Source organism: Pantoea sp. B566 (genome assembly GCF_024793925.1).
GTDB classification, from domain to species: Bacteria; Pseudomonadota; Gammaproteobacteria; order Enterobacterales; family Enterobacteriaceae; genus Pantoea; species Pantoea ananatis.
Window position 1 is genome coordinate 792499 of record NZ_JANUQL010000003.1, and the last position, 19328, is coordinate 811826.

Sequence of the window (19328 nt, forward strand, 5' to 3'; positions counted from 1 at the left end):
ATGAATTTTCTTAGTGAAATAGTCGAGAAAAATAACCATTTTCTCGTTACGCTGGAGAAAATGTACCAAAACAGCAATCCGGTAGTCCTCATTGGCGCAGGCTGTCTGGCTACTAAGACCAGTGAATATATGGCGCGTAATCACTTGCATATCGATTATGTTGCGGTCAATGAAATGTATTTTTCTCCTGGTCAAACGTTAAACGAACTGACTGTTGTGCCTCTAGAAAACTTGCTCAACACCAATAAGAAATACAATTTTATTATTGCACTACAGTATGTCGATCAGACGTTTTTAAATTCACTATCAGACGTTCAATCTGAAGTCCTGGTCTATGATCCCTCTTTCACAGGCGTGAACACCGAAGAAATTATCTCCTATGATTTTTGTCAGACTCATGCTGATGCACTGCATTCCTTATATGAAAGTCTTGGTGATGATAAATCTCGCGAGACGTTTATCGCATTCATGAATCAGCGTATTAGCGCACGCTCTGACTATATTAAAGCAGTATATGATGAGAACCATTACTTCCCAATCGACATTGTCGCGTTGAGTAAGTCCGAGGTTTTTGTTGACTGTGGCGCTTATAATGGTGACAGCGTGAATGCTTTCGAAGCCGCACTGGCAACCCGCGGACTCCCTTTGCCGAAAAAAATCTTTGCCTTCGAACCAGACAAGGTCAATTACCCGTTGCTGTGTGCCGCTACAGCGGATAAAGCGTATTGTGAATGCCACCAGGCAGGCGTATGGAGTGAAGAGACAACGCTGTATTTCGAATCAGGAAAAGCGTTGGATTCAAAAATCACCGAAAAGGTCACGACTAACAGTATCGTATTAACCACGCTCGATAGCGTTATTGCGGACAGTAAGGTGACATTTATCAAAATGGATATTGAAGGTGCTGAGCTTTCTGCGCTGGAGGGGGCGAAAAACAGTATTCAACGCTGTTACCCACTGTTGGCAATCAGCGCCTATCATAAACCGGATGATCTTATAAAGATCCCTGCTTATATTAAAAGCATTATGCCCGGGTATCGGTTTTATCTCCGCGCACATCATCCTGTTCATGCTTTTGAACTGGTGTTGTACGCGATTCCTACCTGATTTTTTCTTTGCATCAGCCCGGCTCTCGCGTATCAACCGGGCAGAGTTATTCTCATTACCTGTATCCGTCGTCTGTGCCCTTCCCGTTTCTTTTTCAGGCTGCTGTCAATGTACCGCTGTCAGCAACGATTTTTGAGATGAGAACCGATTAAGAAAGCGAGATCGTGCAGATGAAATGCATGTGAGATCTGCAGCGTCATGCAAAAGCATGTTCACTTTTGCATGACGGGCTTGCAAAGATCCGGATTGATGACTTACGCAGCATTCACATTGCTGGCGCGCATAATAATGTTAATAATCTCATCCTGATCTTCTTCCGCCAGGTTCGGATGCACTGGTAAACACAACACCTGCTGAGAAATTTGACTGGCCACCGGCAGATTTGAAGGAGCCGATGATTCATAGCCTTTGTACATCGGGAAATCGGAGATGAGCGGATAAAAATACCGTCTGACATAAATATTTTGGCTTTTGAAGTGATGATACAGTTCATCACGCGTCATCGGGAATAATCCCGCGTGAACAAAGACCGGGCAATACGCATAGTTCCAGTCGGTTTCATCAACGAGCGGTAGTAGCGTAAGTCCGTGTATATGCCCTAATGCCTGCTGATATTTTTGATAAATGACTTTACGCTTAGCCAGCGCTGAATCCACATGCTTCAGCTGGAGTAATCCAAAAGCCGCCTGAACTTCATTCATTTTGCCATTGATACCCGGCGCAACCACCGTGGTTTCATCGGCAAAGCCAAAATTCTTTAAATAATCAATACGTCGTTTGATTTTTTCATTCGGGCAGATAATGGCACCGCCTTCAAACGTATTAAATACCTTCGTTGCATGGAAGCTTAAAACAGACAGATCGCCGTGATTTAGGATACTGACGTTTTTTTGTTTAACACCAAAACAATGCGCGGCATCGTAAATGACTTTCAGACCGTAGTTGTCGGCAATACGTTGAATGCGGTCAACATCGCAGGGAATGCCATAGCAGTGAACGGGTAAAATTGCACTGGTGGTTGGCGTAATGGCGGACTCAATCTTTTCAGGATCGATATTGCAGGTAACAGGATCAATATCGACGAAAATGGGTTTTATGCCGTTCCATAATAAGGAATGGGATGTCGCGACGAAAGAATATGGCGTGGTAATCACCTCCCCCGTGATTCTGAGCGCCTGTAGCGCAGTCACCAGCGCCAGGGTACCGTTCGCGAACAAACTGAGGTGCTCGACACCGAGATAATCGGCAAGGGCCCGTTCCAGCTCCTGGTGATAGGGACCACCATTTGTGAGCTGTTTACTGTCCCAGATACGTTCTAAATAAGGCAGGAACTCTTCCAAGGGCGGCAGAAGAGGACTTGTCACCAGCACATTTGATGAGGGCTTGTTTATCTTCATCGGATAACTTCCTGACCTTAAATAATTGTTGAATGCGTACAGGGCTTTTATCTGGCTCGCTGTCTTTGCACGTCATTTATGCCTGAGTTGCTTCAGATAACGCCTGTATCCGGCCGAAAAGTGTCATAAGCGCGTTCTGGTTTACCTCGTCATAAGCTTTTTCTTTCAACTGCTGACTCATCGTGTCAGTGAGCGACGTCTCTGCACAAAGTGTTGCGATAGCCTCTTTCCAGGCGTTCGGGTTATGCTTTACTTTCCAGCCGGGAACGGATTCACCGAATGTAGGATGATCGCTATATATCGCCGGTATCCCCATAACCGCTAACTGCATGAGCACGTTGTTATCTTTGTAACGGTTTTCATCATTGTTGCAGCGCGGAAGCACGGCGATATCGGCTTCACAATGCAGCAACTGCGCGACCAGGCGGGCCTCAGTCTGAAAACGGTACGTTTCCCTGATATAAGGCAGCCATTCCGGCGGACAATGCCCAATGACAATCCAGTCAAGCCTTTCAGCACTTGCCATTATCGCTGAAGTCAGTAATTCACACTCTTTCTTCCTGAGATCGTATGTGAAACACACGACACGGCATTTGTCTTTTTTCTGCTTAACCCTATCCTGACAGGGTTGCACTAAAACATTGGGAAGAATAACGACAGGTTTATGGCGCTTTTTGAGCCAATTGGCCAGGGCATCGCTGTACGTTAGCCAGTTATCGATAACATTATCTTCAATTAATTTTTTATATTTCCGCGCATTCGGATCGTCCTGAATAAGATAATGAACACGACAGGTTACGGCGTTTTTGAGTTGCCTGATTGTCTGGCAGGCGAGATCCGACAGTTCGCCGCTGATAACGAGCTCGTCAGGATGATGCCGCAATAATTCTGGCGCGGAGGGTATCTGTTCAAGAAGCACGCTTTTGACGCCGCCGGCATTCGTTAGCCTGTCCAGAGCGGTGATAAATCGCTGCACGCCAGTATCATTCTGATCCTGCGCGATAAAAATGACGGTGCGTGTTTCGCTATGTTTGAGCGGATTCCAGCCCGTGACTAACGTTCTGTCTGCGGTAAAAAGGGTTCTGTTCAGGCTTAAATTTTTATTATAAGCCGGATCATCTGCCAGAACAGGGAGCCAGGTGTGATAGAAACGGTCGAGGTCCTGTGAAGGCGACAACGCGTAATTTGGCGGAAAGTCCGTCACGGCTTCCTGTTTCGCTACGACGCTGTAGGGTGTGCATATTGCCCGACCGCCCTGCTGAACCAGTCGCAGATTCAGGTCCAGTCTGGCCAGCAGAGGTTGTGTGTAAGCCGTATCAAATCCGCCGATCTCCAGCCATCTGTCTTTTCTGATTAACAAACAGTCTGTGGGCAACGTCGAATAACTACAGTCGCTTTGATAACGTGACAGGTAGCCTGCATTGCCCCATCTTTCGGCATAACCGACGGGGAAGGCCAGGCCCCGAACCCCAAGAATTTCTCCGGCACATAAGATCTGACTGTCCAGGTTGATAATATGAGGCGCGACGCAGACAACGTCATGCCGTAGAGCATGACATGCCAGCGCCTCCAGCCAGCCGCGGCTGACAAATAAAACACTGGGATCCAACAACAGCAGAAACTCGCCTTCAGCCTGCCCTGCTACCTCATTAATCGCAGCTTCCTGGGTTTGGCTACCATGACTTTTCAGGATGTGGATGTTAACCGATGCTGTTGACAAATTTGTCGTCAGCCAGGCCGTGATAGCCTCAGAGGTCGCTGGCGTCACAATAACAATCAACTGGCATAGCGGTTGATAGGTTTGTTCAAATAACGTGGTGATGCAACACTGCAGTTGATGAATATCCGTGCCAGCGACAAGTATGATGCTGAGCGAAATAACCGGCTCCATGCTGTATTTTAACCGCCACGGCTTACCCGGCTGGTGCTCCACTACACCTTGGCTGAAGCCCTGCTGCTGAAGATAAGATTGCAACACAGCATGTTCCTGCTGAAGTTCCTGTGTCACACAGCTGTTCAGAGCAGTCACGGTAAAGACTTCTGAAACATGGCCAAAGGCATTGCGATCGTACGTGGCTAACAACCGTGTAACCGCATCCAGTTCATAGCACTCCGAAAAATCAGCATTAAACCCGCCAATAGCCATCATGGCGTTTCGCGCGAAGATCCCGCGCTTGAGATAGAGTGAAGGCTGACTCAGAAAAAGATCCGGGCAAAATGCAGGCTTAAAATGGGGATGAATTTTCCCTTCATTGTCAGAGAGGCCTTCATCCGCGTAAACAAAAGCGCATTCCGTTCTGCTGCTCAAGGCTTCAGCCATGAGTCGTAAACTTTCCGCAGTAAACTGGCATCCGGCAGGGACGACGTATATCCAGTCGTAAACGTTCTGCTCCAGATAACGATTAATTTCGCCCAACCATACCTCAGGCCCGATTTGAACGACACGATCATCAGAAACGTGTCGCGTTTCCTGATGAGCCGCCAGTAAAACAGCGCATCCTTTTACATGATCTAACTGAGGCAGTAAGGTATTCAGCGTCGTGTTCATGTCTTCTGCGCGACCTGACTGCACGGCAATCAGCATTCTGAGGCCTGGCGGTGGCGCAATACTCTGCACCTTTTCAGCAGGAACTGGAAGTAGACGCTTATACAGCCAGTCATTCAAAGCGTGTCGCTTATCATGCGCGGCACGTTGCTCGGCCTTTTCTTGTGTCAACGTAACGAAGTTTTCAAACTGTTGCTGACTTCGCGCGCGTCGGACCAGAAAATATTCACGCATCTTCCATAAATTCTGGCGCTCGTTATCAATCGCTTCCTGGGTGTTTTCCCAGCAAAATCCAGCGCCACCGTTGTCACGCACGGTTTCCTGCGTAATGGCATACTTTTCATAACCCGGTGCGGTTAACGAAACTACGGGACTTCCGCATAAAATCGCCATTGCGCAGGTGCCCGAGGATTCATACGAATAAAATACGCGCGTACGCTTGAGCACAACGGCAAGTTCTTTCAGAGGCAGTGGGTTTGCCATAGACAAGATTTTGGTATCTGCAGGGAGTCGGCTGAAATCAACAACCGATTCAGGCACACGATTCAGGTAGAGAATATTAAGGTCTTTCTCCGGGTTGTCGTCACAAAATAATTGCAGATCAAACGATTCAATTCCCAATATCTGTGGATCAACCGCTTTTTCAGCAAATTCGTTGCGGTACCAGAAAAATAAATCTTCTGGTCCTTCATGTATCCGATTATTCATGATCACGCCTTCCCGGTTCAGCATATAGCGAACACAAACGGGCGCGGAGAGAGGGTTTCCCGACACGATTTCAGGGTAAATGGCAATCCAGGGTTGTCCGCTGTTTTGAATAACCATCCAGTCTTCACTGTTTATCACCGGCGTATTCCATTCTGGATTTACCCGGCAATTAACCATCCAGGCTTTACCGCCCTGTTCGTTAATCATATGACAGAGCTGATGAATAACCTGAACGCCGGATGACGATTCGATGTAATCAGGTGCCAGAAGTAAGTATGGAAAGGTGAACCCACGCATAACAGCCTCTTTTTCTACAGGCGCGACAATGAAAAGCTGGCGTTGCCTGAAAGTCGTGTGTCTCTACGGAGACCTTATGTCCAGTCATGTAACGACGGCGTCATCATCAAGACGACGCGCCGCAACCGCTTCAGGCAGAAAGCCAACCTTTCTGCCATTCATCTAATCCATTCTCCCTTAGATACCAGTCCTGATGGACGGCAGCACGGAGTTGATCGCCCAGATGATAAGTGGCCTCCATGTCGCCTAAGTGCGAGCGGATAGCGCCCATCCAGTCTTTGAAGCGGTTTTCAACCAGGGTCACAGGCAATCCACAGCGATAAGGCTCGATACTGGTCGCGATAATGGGCACGCCGCAGGTGCCAATCTCCAGCAGCCTAAGGTTACTTTTGCATTCATTAAACTGGTTGATTTCAAGAGGAACCAGCGCCAGATCCAGGTTGAGGCTGGCGAGTTTTTCTGGATACATCTCAAAAGGCACGCCTGGATGGAATTCGCAGTGAACGCCCCGGGGCTTCATCCCCATGAACACCCATTCAACCTTATCTTCCAGTTCCTTGATAATTGGCAATAAAATTTGCAGATCGCCCGTGTGCGTGCTGCCGCCTGCCCAGCCGATACGCACCTTACGCCCGACACCACGTTGACTCAATAAGTGCCCCCACTGTGCTTCCGCCAGTCGGTTTTGCGCGATCCGTATATCGGCGTGAAAGCGGCTGTAAGCCTCAGCCAGTGGCGCCGTGGAAACGACAACCCAGTCTGCGGACTCCATCACTTTGCGAAGATTTTTGACGATCTGCTGGGGAAAGTGGTTGCGGTTGCCATTTTTTAACGGCACGTTCAGCAGGAAATCATCATATTCCACCACGATCTTCGCGTCGCTGACGTCCCGATACTGCTTCATAATTGAAGGGAAGCGGCTTCCACTTAATGACTCCAGCAAAATGATGTCTGGTTGCAGAAGCGCCACTTCCATGACGCCGGGAATCTGCTGGGTCATACCGCCTTCTAACAGCAGATTACTTTCCAGCGCTTTAAATGGCTGGACGATACGGTGATTGCCACATCCCTGCCAGTCAACGTGATGCGCTAACACAACCGGCAAGGGGCGCCCCGGTAACGGCTGCTGGAAACGCGCCGTTCCTGCGCCAAGCGTGAACGCTTTACCTGCCCGCTGCATTTGTTGATTATTGCTGGGATCCCGCAAGAGCATCGATCGCCATTGGCTGCGAAGCTTGCTGTAATCGTGAAGAAAAGGTCTTTCCTGCACATGGAATTTTTCCGTCATCAGTCGGGTTGCTCCGCCCATATGACGAACGCGCGACCATGGTGTCCAGACGTTCAGGTAACCTTGCTGTAAAGCGCGTAGGCCCAGATCAACATCCGCGAAATACAGGGGATACTCTTGTTCAGCAAATCCACCCAGACTAAAAAAGACCGATTTGCGAACCATCATGCAAGATGCGCTTACCGCGGCCAGGTTGTGCTCAGTTTGCAGATAACGCTGGAAGCCTCTGGCTTCACCATCAACCCCATCCCAGGGGCTGTCTACACCATTCTGTACGCCGAGCAGAAAGCCGCCATGCTGTATCCGGCCATCCTGATACTCCAGACGAGCGCCCGCCAAGGCAATTTCCGGACGCAAGGCATGTTCGAGCAGTGCATCAAGCCAGTCCGGATGGGTAATTTGGCAGTCGTTATTGAGAAACAGCAGTATGTCGCCTCGTGCCTGTTCCGCAGCACGATTATTTATGGCTGCAAAGTTGAACGGCGCGTCGTAGCGTAGGACCTTGATTTGTTCGATATTTAATTTTTCAAGATCGTTAAGAAATGCACACGCCTGTTCGTCCACTGACTGGTTATCAACAATCAGCAATTCATAATAGGGATAGCGCGTTTTCTCCATCAACGTATCAATACAGGTACGTAATAAGGCGGCGTGGTCGCGGGTGGGAATAATAATTGAAACCAGCGGTTTAGCATCCCAGTGATAACGCACCCGCATCGTGCCCAGATTCATTCCGGCGTCAAGTGATGCCGTAATCCCTAAACGTTGTAAATGTGCTTTAACAACGTCCTGATAGGCTGCGCTGTAATGGCTTTCCTCGAACCAGCGGCCGTTATCTTTACTGCTCTTTACCACCACTTCTGACAGATGACCAAGTGCACCCGGCCCTTGCTGTTCAATGCATTGCCAAAGAAGTTGATAAAGTCCGAGGGGATTCATTTCATCGGTGATCCCCCCTGCTGCCTGCGCCTTATGTTTGTCAAACATCAGCGTGCGGCCCACGTAAGGCGTGCTTCTTAACAGATCGATATTAGGCGCGGGTCGCAGTATGACGCCGGGTTCATTGTTTTCATCGTTAAAGCTCTCATCGCAATACCAGAAGGCGGTATCAGGATAGCGCAAACGGTGTTCAGCCATGAGCAACAAGGCATCCGGTAAAAGCTCATCTCCTGCCATGACAACAATAAATGCGGAAGGGGCGCTTGTGTCTTTGAGCAAGTGGTTAAGTTCAGCCAGCCAGCCCTTTTCACATCGCGCAAAAGTTCCTTCATCTAAAACGACATCATCATCGCTTAATAAGCTTATTGTCGAGGGCGGCAGTGTTTGCTCCCTGACCGCAGCCAGAGAACGTTTGCAGTCAGCTGCGTTGCCTTTTTCATTAACGATGACGACGCCGATGTGACCACTTTCTGGAACGGCTCCAATAAACGAGAGTAATGCTGCCCGACGGGCGTCCGTAATACGCCTCTCTTTAAGCCACTGCTCTATAGAATAGTTTTTGTCTACCCATGACAACACTGACTGGCTATGGAAACGCAAAGCGTGATGCGCGCGTTCATCCATAGACCATTTTTTGGCTACAAGTGGCAGGCTAATGATTTTGTCGATGGCACAAGACAGGTCCCACTGATTCCGGAAGCGGTCTTCATTTGCAAGCGTCCAATGCAGTGCATCCTTGAAGCCACGTTTGAGTAATTCAATCCATTCATCCGCATCAGGACAAAACTGCAGGTTAACGACAGTAAAATGTGATTTATCGAACTCACTAAAATTATGCTCGCCTAAATAGCCTTCAACATAATTTGTAGAGGCGAGAAACACAGGAATACCGAGGATGAGTGATTTCGCCACAATCTCATCACTACCGATAACGGCATCATAATTATTGAGCCACTCAGGCTCAATACGGCTAACAGGCTGGCTGCAATCGAACCATTCCAGGCTGATTGCTTGTGCTTTGAGCTGCTGCTGCAGTTCATACATTTCGGCAGAAATATCAGGCGCAAAATAAAGCACCTTTTTCAATTCTGTGCGAATCCTACGCTGCCCGAATGCATTGAATGCAGGGGAGAAAGTATAGGGTAAAACCTCTACCTGACCGGGTAGAAGGCCGTTCTGGAGTAATCGCTCAGAGATCGCCGGCGACAGGCTGAGAGAGAGTGAAGCAAGCTGATTCTCAAGCTCAACGCCCCATGGCATATAAACATCGTGATAGTCGTAAAAATGCCGGAAAATAACGGGCGCGGTTCTGGAAAATAACCCAACAGAAGACAGGAGTTTCTGGCTAAAAAAACCTTTGTAAACCAGGATAAGCCCATACTCATCGGCCAAAGTGCCCAGCTTTTCGCTGATGATGCGAAAGTCTGGATTCTGTCTGAGCCTTTCCAGTTCAAATGACACCGTCTTACCGTACGTACTGGTAACAACGTCAACCTGCCATCCTAAGGACAAAAAAACATCAATGATATCGAGCGCTTCATTAACGTGAATGGAAAAGTGCTCGAATCTGTCGATGCTAATTAAAAGCCTGCTCATCTGATATCCTCTGGTTGTGCATCAGCAAAATCTGCACGCACATAGATCACCCATATCAGACTATTGTAGAAGTGTAAGCGACTAACTTAGCGGGACATTAGCTACAGTAAACCGGGCTAATTAAAGCGATTAAGCAAAAAAACGCCCTCATTTCTGAGGGCGTTTTTATTAATACAGGTTTTGCGGCGATTAACGCAGCAGAGACAGCATGGTCTGTGGAACCTGGTTGGCCTGGGCCAGTACAGAAGAGCCGGCCTGCTGCAGGATCTGCGCGCGGGACATGTTCGACACTTCCGTTGCGTAATCCGCATCCTGGATACGGCTGCGGGCCGCGGTCAGGTTGGTTACGGTGTTGTTCAGGTTGCTGATGGTGGACTCAAAACGGTTCTGAGACGCACCCAGCAGGCTGCGCTGGTTATCGACTGCTTTAATGGCAGCATCAATATCGGCCAGCGGCGCACCATCAGTGCTGCCACCGCTTGTTACGGTACCGCTCAGTACGTCAAAGCCTTCTGCAGCGGTAGTACGGGCGTTGCCATTGATAGTCTGACCTGTAGTCTGAGACGTCGCACCAGAGGTATTGAACAGGTTGAAACCGTTACTTGCACTGATGGTGATACCAATGGTTTCACCGTCTTTCGCGCCAACCTGGAAGTTGTAGGTGCTGCTGCCTGAACCGGTGTTCAGCACTTTGATGCCGTTGAAGTCGGTCTGCTTGGTGACGCGGTTGATCTCTTCCATACGCTGGTTAACTTCAGCCTGGATTGAGTCTATGTCAGACGCTGAGTTAGAGCTGTTCTGTGCCTGAACGGTCAGGTCACGTACGCGCTGCAGGTTGTTGTTGACTTCGGTCAGTGCGCCTTCAGCGGTCTGCGACAGCGAGATACCGTCGTTGGCGTTACGGGCAGCAACGGTCAGGCCGTTGATGTTAGAGCTGAAGCGGTTGGCAATCGCCTGACCCGCTGCGTCATCTTTTGCACTGTTGATGCGCAGGCCGGAAGACAGGCGCTCAATCGCAGTACCCAGTGATGACTGAGATTTGGTCAGGTTATTCTGCGTAACCAGAGACAGGGTATTGGTATTAATAACTGCCATAATAATTATCCTTCATAAAAGAATTATAGGGTTCGGATTTGGCCTGCGGCTTCATCGCCTTCAATATTGTTATCGCCCTCCTGGCTTAAAACTTTATGCTTTAGTCTTTTTTTTTACCAAAGAGGACAACTGAAATTTGTTTACAAAAGGCTTCCCAGGTCAAGGTCGGGCCGTACTGAAGCGTAAACTTACCGTATTCCTGGCAGCAGGCGCTCCCCTGCTCACTTTCCCCTGTATTAAAAAACGTTATTAAATAGGCGGTTATATTTTTTCGCCTATTTATTCCGTATTAAAACCTTTCACTTACCGGTTTTATTGAAAAGTGGCTCCGCTTTAATATGATGCCACCACCGAGACAAAATGTTATTTCTGCAATAAAGAAACATCGTGATATCTCAGTGCCTGTTCGGGCAACCTGTTTCAGCATTCCATCTTCAATAATCCATTCCCAGAAAGGCGTGATAATAACATTGCGTTAATAATTGCTATTCATCATCTCATGTCAAACCGCTTCCCTTTTAAAAGCCAGTCGGCCTGAACATGAACGGATATAACGCAAGATGTCATAGCCGTGCCTGCCAGAACCACTTTCAGGAACGAATCAGCATCAGGATATGCACCTGTTTTAGCCCAGGCCCTCAACGCAGCATATTTCTGTCTATTCCCTTACGTCAGCGTTCGATACTCAACGCTGTGAGCTGACCTGCCAGAGACTCACCGACGTGAAATGCCGTATGAATCCCTGTAACATTCAAGCAAGCGTTTCACTTTTTCACCCACAGCCATGAAGACATCATGTTTTCAGGCAATAAAAAAACGCCCTCATCACTGAGGGCGTTTTTATTAATACAGGTTTTGCGGCGATTAACGCAGCAGAGACAGCATGGTCTGTGGAACCTGGTTGGCCTGGGCCAGTACAGAAGAGCCGGCCTGCTGCAGGATCTGCGCGCGGGACATGTTCGACACTTCCGTTGCGTAATCCGCATCCTGGATACGGCTGCGGGCCGCGGTCAGGTTGGTTACGGTGTTGTTCAGGTTGCTGATGGTGGACTCAAAACGGTTCTGAGACGCACCCAGCAGGCTGCGCTGGTTGTCTACCGCTTTGATCGCCTTATCGATATCGGCCAGCGGCGTGGTGCCTGCTGCAGTACCACCGGTACCACCGGTGACGGCACCTTTCAGCACGTCGAAACCGATCGCTGAAGTGGTACGCGCGTTACCGTTTACGGTCTGACCGGTTGTTGAGCTGGTGTTCTGGGTGGTGCCAGACTGACCGGCAGCGGCCAGGTCAAAACCGTCGCTTGCGCTGATGGTGATACCGATGGTTTCGCCGTCTTTGGCGCCAACCTGGAAGTTGTAAGTGGTGCTGCCTGAACCGGTGTTCAGTACTTTGATGCCGTTGAAGTCGGTCTGCTTGGTGACGCGGTCGATTTCCTGCATACGCTGGTTAACTTCAGCCTGAATTGAGTCGATGTCAGACGCTGAGTTAGAGCTGTTCTGCGCCTGAACGGTCAGGTCACGTACGCGCTGCAGGTTGTTGTTGACTTCGGTCAGCGCGCCTTCAGCGGTCTGCGACAGAGAGATACCGTCGTTGGCGTTGCGGGCAGCAACGGTCAGGCCGTTGATGTTAGAGCTGAAGCGGTTAGCGATCGCTTCGCCGGCTGCATCGTCTTTTGCGCTGTTAATACGCAGGCCGGAAGACAGGCGCTCAATCGCAGTACCCAGCGAAGACTGAGATTTGCTCAGGTTGTTCTGAGTAACCAGAGACAGGGTATTGGTATTAATAACTGCCATAATAATTATCCTTTATATAAAAATTACAGGGTTTGGATTCGGCCTGCGGCTTCATCACCTTCAATATTGTTATCGCCCGTCATGAGCAAAACTTTACGCAGGACGCAGGTTTTTTTAATCGTCCGTTGGAAAACCTGTTCAGATGGAATCTCAGGCGTAGCTGAATAACCTCATCAGCAACATAAAAACCATTGCGCTGTTTCGCATTGGGCTATGAATGCCCGACACAAAAAGCAATGGATGAGGTAAAAGCAAAACGGGAGCAAACTCGTTTGAGAAGGATATTTATATGACACAAATGAAAAACGCTTTCATAACTGAAGGCGTTTTTATTGATACAGGTTTTGCGGCGATTAACGCAGCAGAGACAGCATGGTCTGTGGAACCTGGTTGGCCTGGGCCAGTACAGAAGAGCCGGCCTGCTGCAGGATCTGCGCGCGGGACATGTTCGACACTTCCGTTGCGTAATCCGCATCCTGGATACGGCTGCGGGCCGCGGTCAGGTTGGTTACGGTGTTGTTCAGGTTGCTGATGGTGGACTCAAAACGGTTCTGAGACGCACCCAGCAGGCTGCGCTGGTTGTCTACCGCTTTGATCGCCTTATCGATATCGGCCAGCGGCGTGGTGCCTGCTGCAGTACCACCGGTACCACCGGTGACGGCACCTTTCAGCACGTCGAAACCGATCGCTGAAGTGGTACGCGCGTTGCCGTTTACAGTGTCGCCCGTGGTCATTGCGCGGGTGTTCTGGGTGGTACCAGACTGACCGGCTGAGGCCAGGTCAAAACCGTCGCTTGCGCTGATGGTGATACCGATGGTTTCACCGTCTTTCGCGCCAACCTGGAAGTTGTAGGTGCTGCTGCCTGAACCGGTGTTCAGCACTTTGATGCCGTTGAAGTCGGTCTGCTTGGTGACGCGGTCGATTTCCTGCATACGCTGGTTAACTTCAGCCTGAATTGAGTCGATGTCAGACGCTGAGTTAGAGCTGTTCTGCGCCTGAACGGTCAGGTCACGTACGCGCTGCAGGTTGTTGTTGACTTCGGTCAGCGCGCCTTCAGCGGTCTGCGACAGCGAGATACCGTCGTTGGCGTTGCGGGCAGCAACGGTCAGGCCGTTGATGTTAGACGTAAAGCGGTTAGCGATCGCTTCACCGGCTGCATCGTCTTTCGCGCTGTTGATGCGCAGGCCGGAAGACAGACGCTCAATGGCAGTGCCCAGTGATGACTGAGATTTGCTCAGGTTGTTCTGAGTAACCAGAGACAGGGTATTGGTATTAATGACTGCCATGATGAATGTCCTTTAATAAGAAAGTCAGGGTCAGGTATTTGGCCTGCGGCTTTATTGCCTTCAATATTGTTATCGCCCGCTCTGGTTGAAACTTTAATTCTTCGTGTCGTTTTTTATTACTTTGCCGTAAAAACCTAAGCCTGTACTGCTAAAGCGGACATCACTTCGTACAAAAAGAGCCTCAAAACGCTGTTCAATACCTTACCGCGCGCCTAATCCGTTGAGGTTGTCATCAGCCTGCCGCGGCAATAAAAAAACGCCCTCATTGCTGAGGGCGTTTTTATTAATACAGGTTTTGCGGCGATTAACGCAGCAGAGACAGCATGGTCTGTGGAACCTGGTTGGCCTGGGCCAGTACAGAAGAGCCGGCCTGCTGCAGGATCTGCGCGCGGGACATGTTCGACACTTCCGTTGCGTAATCCGCATCCTGGATACGGCTGCGGGCCGCGGTCAGGTTGGTTACGGTGTTGTTCAGGTTGCTGATGGTGGACTCAAAACGGTTCTGAGACGCACCCAGCAGGCTGCGCTGGTTGTCTACCGCTTTGATCGCCTTATCGATATCGGCCAGCGGCGTGGTGCCTGCTGCAGTACCACCGGTACCACCGGTGACGGCACCTTTCAGCACGTCGAAACCGATCGCTGAAGTGGTACGCGCGTTACCGTTTACGGTCTGACCGGTTGTTGAGCTGGTGTTCTGGGTGGTGCCAGACTGACCGGCAGCGGCCAGGTCAAAACCGTCGCTTGCGCTGATGGTGATACCGATGGTTTCGCCGTCTTTGGCGCCAACCTGGAAGTTGTAAGTGGTGCTGCCTGAACCGGTGTTCAGTACTTTGATGCCGTTGAAGTCGGTCTGCTTGGTGACGCGGTCGATTTCCTGCATACGCTGGTTAACTTCAGCCTGAATTGAGTCGATGTCAGACGCTGAGTTAGAGCTGTTCTGCGCCTGAACGGTCAGGTCACGTACGCGCTGCAGGTTGTTGTTGACTTCGGTCAGCGCGCCTTCAGCGGTCTGCGACAGAGAGATACCGTCGTTGGCGTTGCGGGCAGCAACGGTCAGGCCGTTGATGTTAGAGCTGAAACGGTTAGCGATCGCTTCACCGGCTGCATCGTCTTTCGCGCTGTTGATGCGCAGGCCGGAAGACAGGCGCTCAATCGCAGTACCCAGTGAAGACTGAGATTTGCTCAGGTTGTTCTGAGTAACCAGAGACAGGGTGTTAGTGTTAATCACTGCCATGATGTTTTTCCTTTAAAAATTGAGCCAGATTAAGGCGTCTGAATTCGGTTTGCTCACCGACAACCTGATTATCGTCAGCCTCTGAGCAACCTTTAGGGAAAAATTTCAGGAATTTTCTGGCAGGCAAACCCGCGAAGACAATTAAAGAAGCGTTCTTTATTGGCGCATTAAATTTATCAAAAACAGGCTAATCTTTTGCCACTCGCTGCCGATACCCAATCTACTTAGCGTATAACCCGTAAAGGATTAACCCATGGCAAGTATAAGTTCACTCGGTGCTGGTACTAACCTCGATCTCAATACTCTGTACAATAGTCTGGAAACAGCTGAACAGACTAAGCTGACGCCAATTACTAAGCAACAGTCCTCTTACAATGCCCAGCTTACCGCCTGGGGCGTGGTGAAAACAGGCCTGTCAAAATTCCAGACCGCTGCTGCGGCATTGCAAAATGCATCGACTATTGCCGCCACTAAAGTGACCAGCACAAACACCGCGTTTACTGCCACGCTGGCGAGTAAAGCCTCCGCAGGTAACTATTCTGTAGAAGTGAGCCAGTTGGCCTCTTCTCAGTCCCTGCTGTCTAAAGCTGCTACCAGTAAAGATACCGATCTGGGCGATCAGAGCCTGGCTTCACGCACCATTACCATCTCGCAGTCCGGTCAAAAATCACCGCTAACCGTGACACTGACGAAAGATCAAACCAGCCTGGCCGATATTCGCGATGCGATTAATAAGCAGCAAGGCAGCGTCAATGCGAGCATCATTAAAGCCGATGATAATACCTATTATCTGTCCCTGACTGCGCGTGACAGCGGCACGGCGAATGCCATGACGGTAAGCTCAAATGATGGCAGTCTGTCGCAGTATATTAATTACAGTCAGGGCGGCAGCAGTAACGCGATGACCGAACAGGTTGCCGCAAAAGATGCACAGTTAAAGATTAACGGCGTGTCCATCACACGCAGCAGCAATACCATTACTGATGCCCCCGAAGGCGTCACGCTCAACCTGACGAAAACCACCGCAGCGAATACGCCAGAAACCTTAACGGTGGCCACGGATAATCAGCCCATGACCGCGGCGATTCAGGCCTACGTTGATGCATACAATTCGCTGCAGACCACGATCGGTAACCAAACGAAATACACTGCCGTTAAAGCGGGTGAGACGCAGAGTACGGGCAATGGGGATTTGTTAGGGGATAACACGCTGCGTAATATTCAGACCAGCCTGCGCAGTCAGTTATCCAGCGCACAGTCTGGCGGCAGCCTGACCACCCTGTCACAGCTGGGCATCACGCAGGATGTCAACGGCAAGCTGACCGTAGACAGCACTAAGCTGAACAACGCCCTGACCAATCAGCCAACAGATGTTCTGAACTTTTTGACGGGTGACGGTAAAACCACCGGTTTTGCAACCCAAACCAATAACAAGCTGACACAAATTCTGGCCAGCGACGGACAGGTACAAAATGCCACCAACGGCATTAATACGTCACTGAAAAAGCTGTCGGATCAATATGACAATGTGAACAGCCAAATCGCTGCAACGATGGCGCGTTACAAAACGCAGTTCACCAGCCTGTCAACGCTCGTCAGCTCTATGACGCAGACCGGCAACTATCTGACCCAGCAGTTCGCTAAACTATAACAGGAGTGGTAAGCATGTACGCTAAGTCCGGTACCCAGGCCTATGCCCAGGTCGGCGTGGAGAGCGCGGTGTTAAGCGCCAGCCCGCACCAGCTGGTTGTGATGCTGTTTGATGGCGCGCTGAGCGCCATGAAAAAAGCAGCTATCTTAATTGAGCAAGGCGATATCCCGGGTAAAGGAAACGCCTTATCTAAAGCCATTAATATCATCACTAATGGCTTACGTGCAGGCCTGAATCATGAAGTAGGCGGTGAGATTTCTGCCAACCTTGATAACCTGTATGAATATATGACCCGCCGTTTGTTACAGGCCAACCTCAATAATGACGTTGAAGCCATTGCGGAAGTCGAAGGCTTGCTGAATAACATCGCCGATGCCTGGAAACAGATTGGTCCTAACTATCAGCCACAGCAGGATACGTTTTAATGAGTCACCCACTCGCGCTGCTAAAAGAGTATCAGGAATTACTCACGCTCAGTAATGCTATGCTGGAAAATGCCAGACAAGGGCAATGGGAGGCATTACTGAGTTGTGAATCCACCTATGTTAGCAGCGTCGAGCGTGTGGCTCGTGATAACGATGCCGGTGTGCTTTCGGCGTTACAACGGGCACAGATTCGCCCCGTACTTGAGCAAATTCTCAATAACGAAACTACGCTGAAAACCTTATTAGGTGAGCGCATGCAAGAGCTGCGCTCTCTGGTCACGACGTCAACGCAGCAACAGAACATCATGACCTCTTACGGTAATATGGCAGGCAATATTCTTTATCCTAAAGAGCAGTAAAGCCCGGCTTTAGCGGGTGGAAACTATATTTTTAATTCACCCGCGTAATTTCTCCACTCTTATCCCATACTTCCAGTTCCCTCTCCTCTGACTGGAAACGCGTCATGCACAACCCAACCCTATTGCAGTTTTTCCACTGGTATTATCCCGATGGCAGCAAACTGTGGCCGGAAGTTACGGAAAAAGCCTCACTGCTCAATGATATAGGCATCAACATGGTATGGCTCCCCCCCTGTTATAAGGGTGAATCCGGTGGCTATTCGGTGGGTTATGACAGCTATGATTTGTTCGATTTAGGCGAGTTCGAACAAAAAGGCAGTAAAGCCACAAAATACGGTGATAAACAGCAATTACTGGATGCGGTAAATGCGTTACGCAGTCACGATATCGGCGTACTGCTGGATGTTGTGGTGAACCATAAAATGGGCGCTGACGAAAAAGAGCAGATTCGGGTCAATCGGGTTAATCCCGATAATCGCGATGAAATATACCCTGATGTTATAGAGTGTGAAGCCTGGACACGATTTAACTTCCCTGCCCGGGCAGGACAGTATTCTAAATTCATCTGGGACTATAAATGTTTCAGCGGTGTCGATCATATTGAAAACCCCGATGAAAATGGCGTTTTTAAGATCATCAACGATTACACCGCAGAGGGCTGGAACGACCAGGTAGACAGCGAGCTCGGTAATTTCGATTACCTGATGGGTGCCAATATTGACTTCCGTAATAATGCTGTGAGCGAAGAGCTTAAATACTGGGCGCGCTGGGTGATGGAACAGGTGCCCTGCACCGGATTCCGACTGGATGCCGTAAAACATATCCCGGCGTGGTTTTATAAAGCGTGGATCGACCACGTTCAGGAAGTCGCCAACGAACCTTTATTTATCGTGGCGGAATACTGGTCTTTTGAAACCGACAAACTGCAGGAATATATCCACCAGGTTGACGGCAAAACGATGCTCTTTGATGCACCCCTGCATATGAACTTTCATCAGGCCTCTAAAGCGGGCAGCGCCTACGACTTGAGCAAAATCTTTGATAACTCACTGGTTCTGGCCGATCCCTGGCATGCCGTAACCATCGTCGCAAACCACGATACGCAACCGTTACAGTCGCTGGAAGCCCCTGTTGAAGCCTGGTTTAAACCGCTCGCTTACGCGCTTATTCTGTTACGTGAGCAAGGTGTACCGACAGTGTTCTATCCCGATCTTTTCGGTGCCAGCTATCAGGATGAGGGCGGTGATGGCGACGTTCACCAGGTCGATATGCCCGTTATTCCCGAACTCGAAGGTCTGATCCGAGCCCGCCAGCTATTTGGCTGGGGCGCACAAACCGATTATTTCGATCATCCAAACTGTGTAGCCTTTAGCCGAAGCGGCACGGCGGAAAAGCCCGGTTGCGTGGTGATCATGTCAAACGGTGAGGCGGGAGAAAAACACATTGCGATGGGCGAAGGCTATGCCGGAAAAGTGTGGCGTGACTATCTTGGGCATAAATCAGAGACCATTACCACCGATGATAATGGCAGCGCGCTGTTTAGCTGTAATGGTGGCAGCGTGAGCGTCTGGGTTGTTGAAGCATAAACAGAGGTTGCCAACGCCACC

At 49.8% G+C, this 19328-nt stretch carries 12 protein-coding genes; 5 read left to right on the plus strand and 7 right to left on the minus strand.

Annotated elements, in window-relative coordinates; translation table 11 throughout:
* Complete coding sequence (locus tag NYE92_RS05425; protein ID WP_014605577.1) at positions 1–1107, plus strand: FkbM family methyltransferase; 1107 nt, start codon at positions 1–3, stop codon at positions 1105–1107.
* Positions 1108–1361: 254 nt separating this feature from the next.
* Here NYE92_RS05425 and NYE92_RS05430 read toward each other — a convergent pair whose 3' ends face one another.
* From NYE92_RS05430 to NYE92_RS05460, 7 genes are all read right to left on the minus strand, one after another.
* Positions 1362–2504: a DegT/DnrJ/EryC1/StrS aminotransferase family protein gene (locus NYE92_RS05430; RefSeq protein WP_014605576.1), complete on the minus strand. Its 1143-nt coding sequence runs from the start codon at positions 2502–2504 to the stop codon at positions 1362–1364.
* 76 nt (positions 2505–2580) lie between these two features.
* Positions 2581–6054 (minus strand): glycosyl transferase family 2, encoded by a 3474-nt coding sequence (locus NYE92_RS05435; RefSeq protein ID WP_014605575.1) that lies wholly within the window; start codon positions 6052–6054, stop codon positions 2581–2583.
* A gap of 130 nt (positions 6055–6184) precedes the next feature.
* Positions 6185–9877, minus strand: a complete 3693-nt coding sequence (locus NYE92_RS05440; protein WP_064373935.1) for a glycosyltransferase — start codon at positions 9875–9877, stop codon at positions 6185–6187.
* 189 nt (positions 9878–10066) lie between these two features.
* Positions 10067–10972, minus strand: a complete 906-nt coding sequence (locus NYE92_RS05445) for a flagellin (protein ID WP_014593938.1) — start codon at positions 10970–10972, stop codon at positions 10067–10069.
* Between the two features lie 864 nt (positions 10973–11836).
* Positions 11837–12766 (minus strand): flagellin, encoded by a 930-nt coding sequence (locus tag NYE92_RS05450; protein ID WP_014605573.1) that lies wholly within the window; start codon positions 12764–12766, stop codon positions 11837–11839.
* A gap of 353 nt (positions 12767–13119) precedes the next feature.
* Positions 13120–14052 (minus strand): flagellin, encoded by a 933-nt coding sequence (locus NYE92_RS05455; protein WP_014605572.1) that lies wholly within the window; start codon positions 14050–14052, stop codon positions 13120–13122.
* A 304-nt stretch (positions 14053–14356) separates the two neighbouring features.
* Complete coding sequence (locus NYE92_RS05460; RefSeq protein WP_014605573.1) at positions 14357–15286, minus strand: flagellin; 930 nt, start codon at positions 15284–15286, stop codon at positions 14357–14359.
* Positions 15287–15539: 253 nt separating this feature from the next.
* Here NYE92_RS05460 and fliD point away from each other — a divergent pair, with 253 nt between their 5' ends.
* The 4 genes from fliD (at position 15540) to amyA (ending at position 19307) form a co-directional block, all read left to right on the plus strand.
* Positions 15540–16937: a flagellar filament capping protein FliD gene (fliD, locus tag NYE92_RS05465; protein ID WP_014605570.1), complete on the plus strand. Its 1398-nt coding sequence runs from the start codon at positions 15540–15542 to the stop codon at positions 16935–16937.
* 14 nt (positions 16938–16951) lie between these two features.
* The gene (gene fliS, locus NYE92_RS05470; protein WP_014605569.1) at positions 16952–17362 is read left to right on the plus strand and encodes a flagellar export chaperone FliS; all 411 of its coding nucleotides are present in this window, start codon (positions 16952–16954) and stop codon (positions 17360–17362) included.
* Complete coding sequence (gene fliT / locus NYE92_RS05475; protein WP_013026163.1) at positions 17362–17721, plus strand: flagellar protein FliT; 360 nt, start codon at positions 17362–17364, stop codon at positions 17719–17721. Before fliS ends, fliT begins: the two co-directional genes overlap by 1 nt.
* A 104-nt stretch (positions 17722–17825) precedes the next feature.
* Complete coding sequence (gene amyA, locus NYE92_RS05480) at positions 17826–19307, plus strand: alpha-amylase (protein WP_014593942.1); 1482 nt, start codon at positions 17826–17828, stop codon at positions 19305–19307.
* Positions 19308–19328 lie beyond the last annotated feature (21 nt).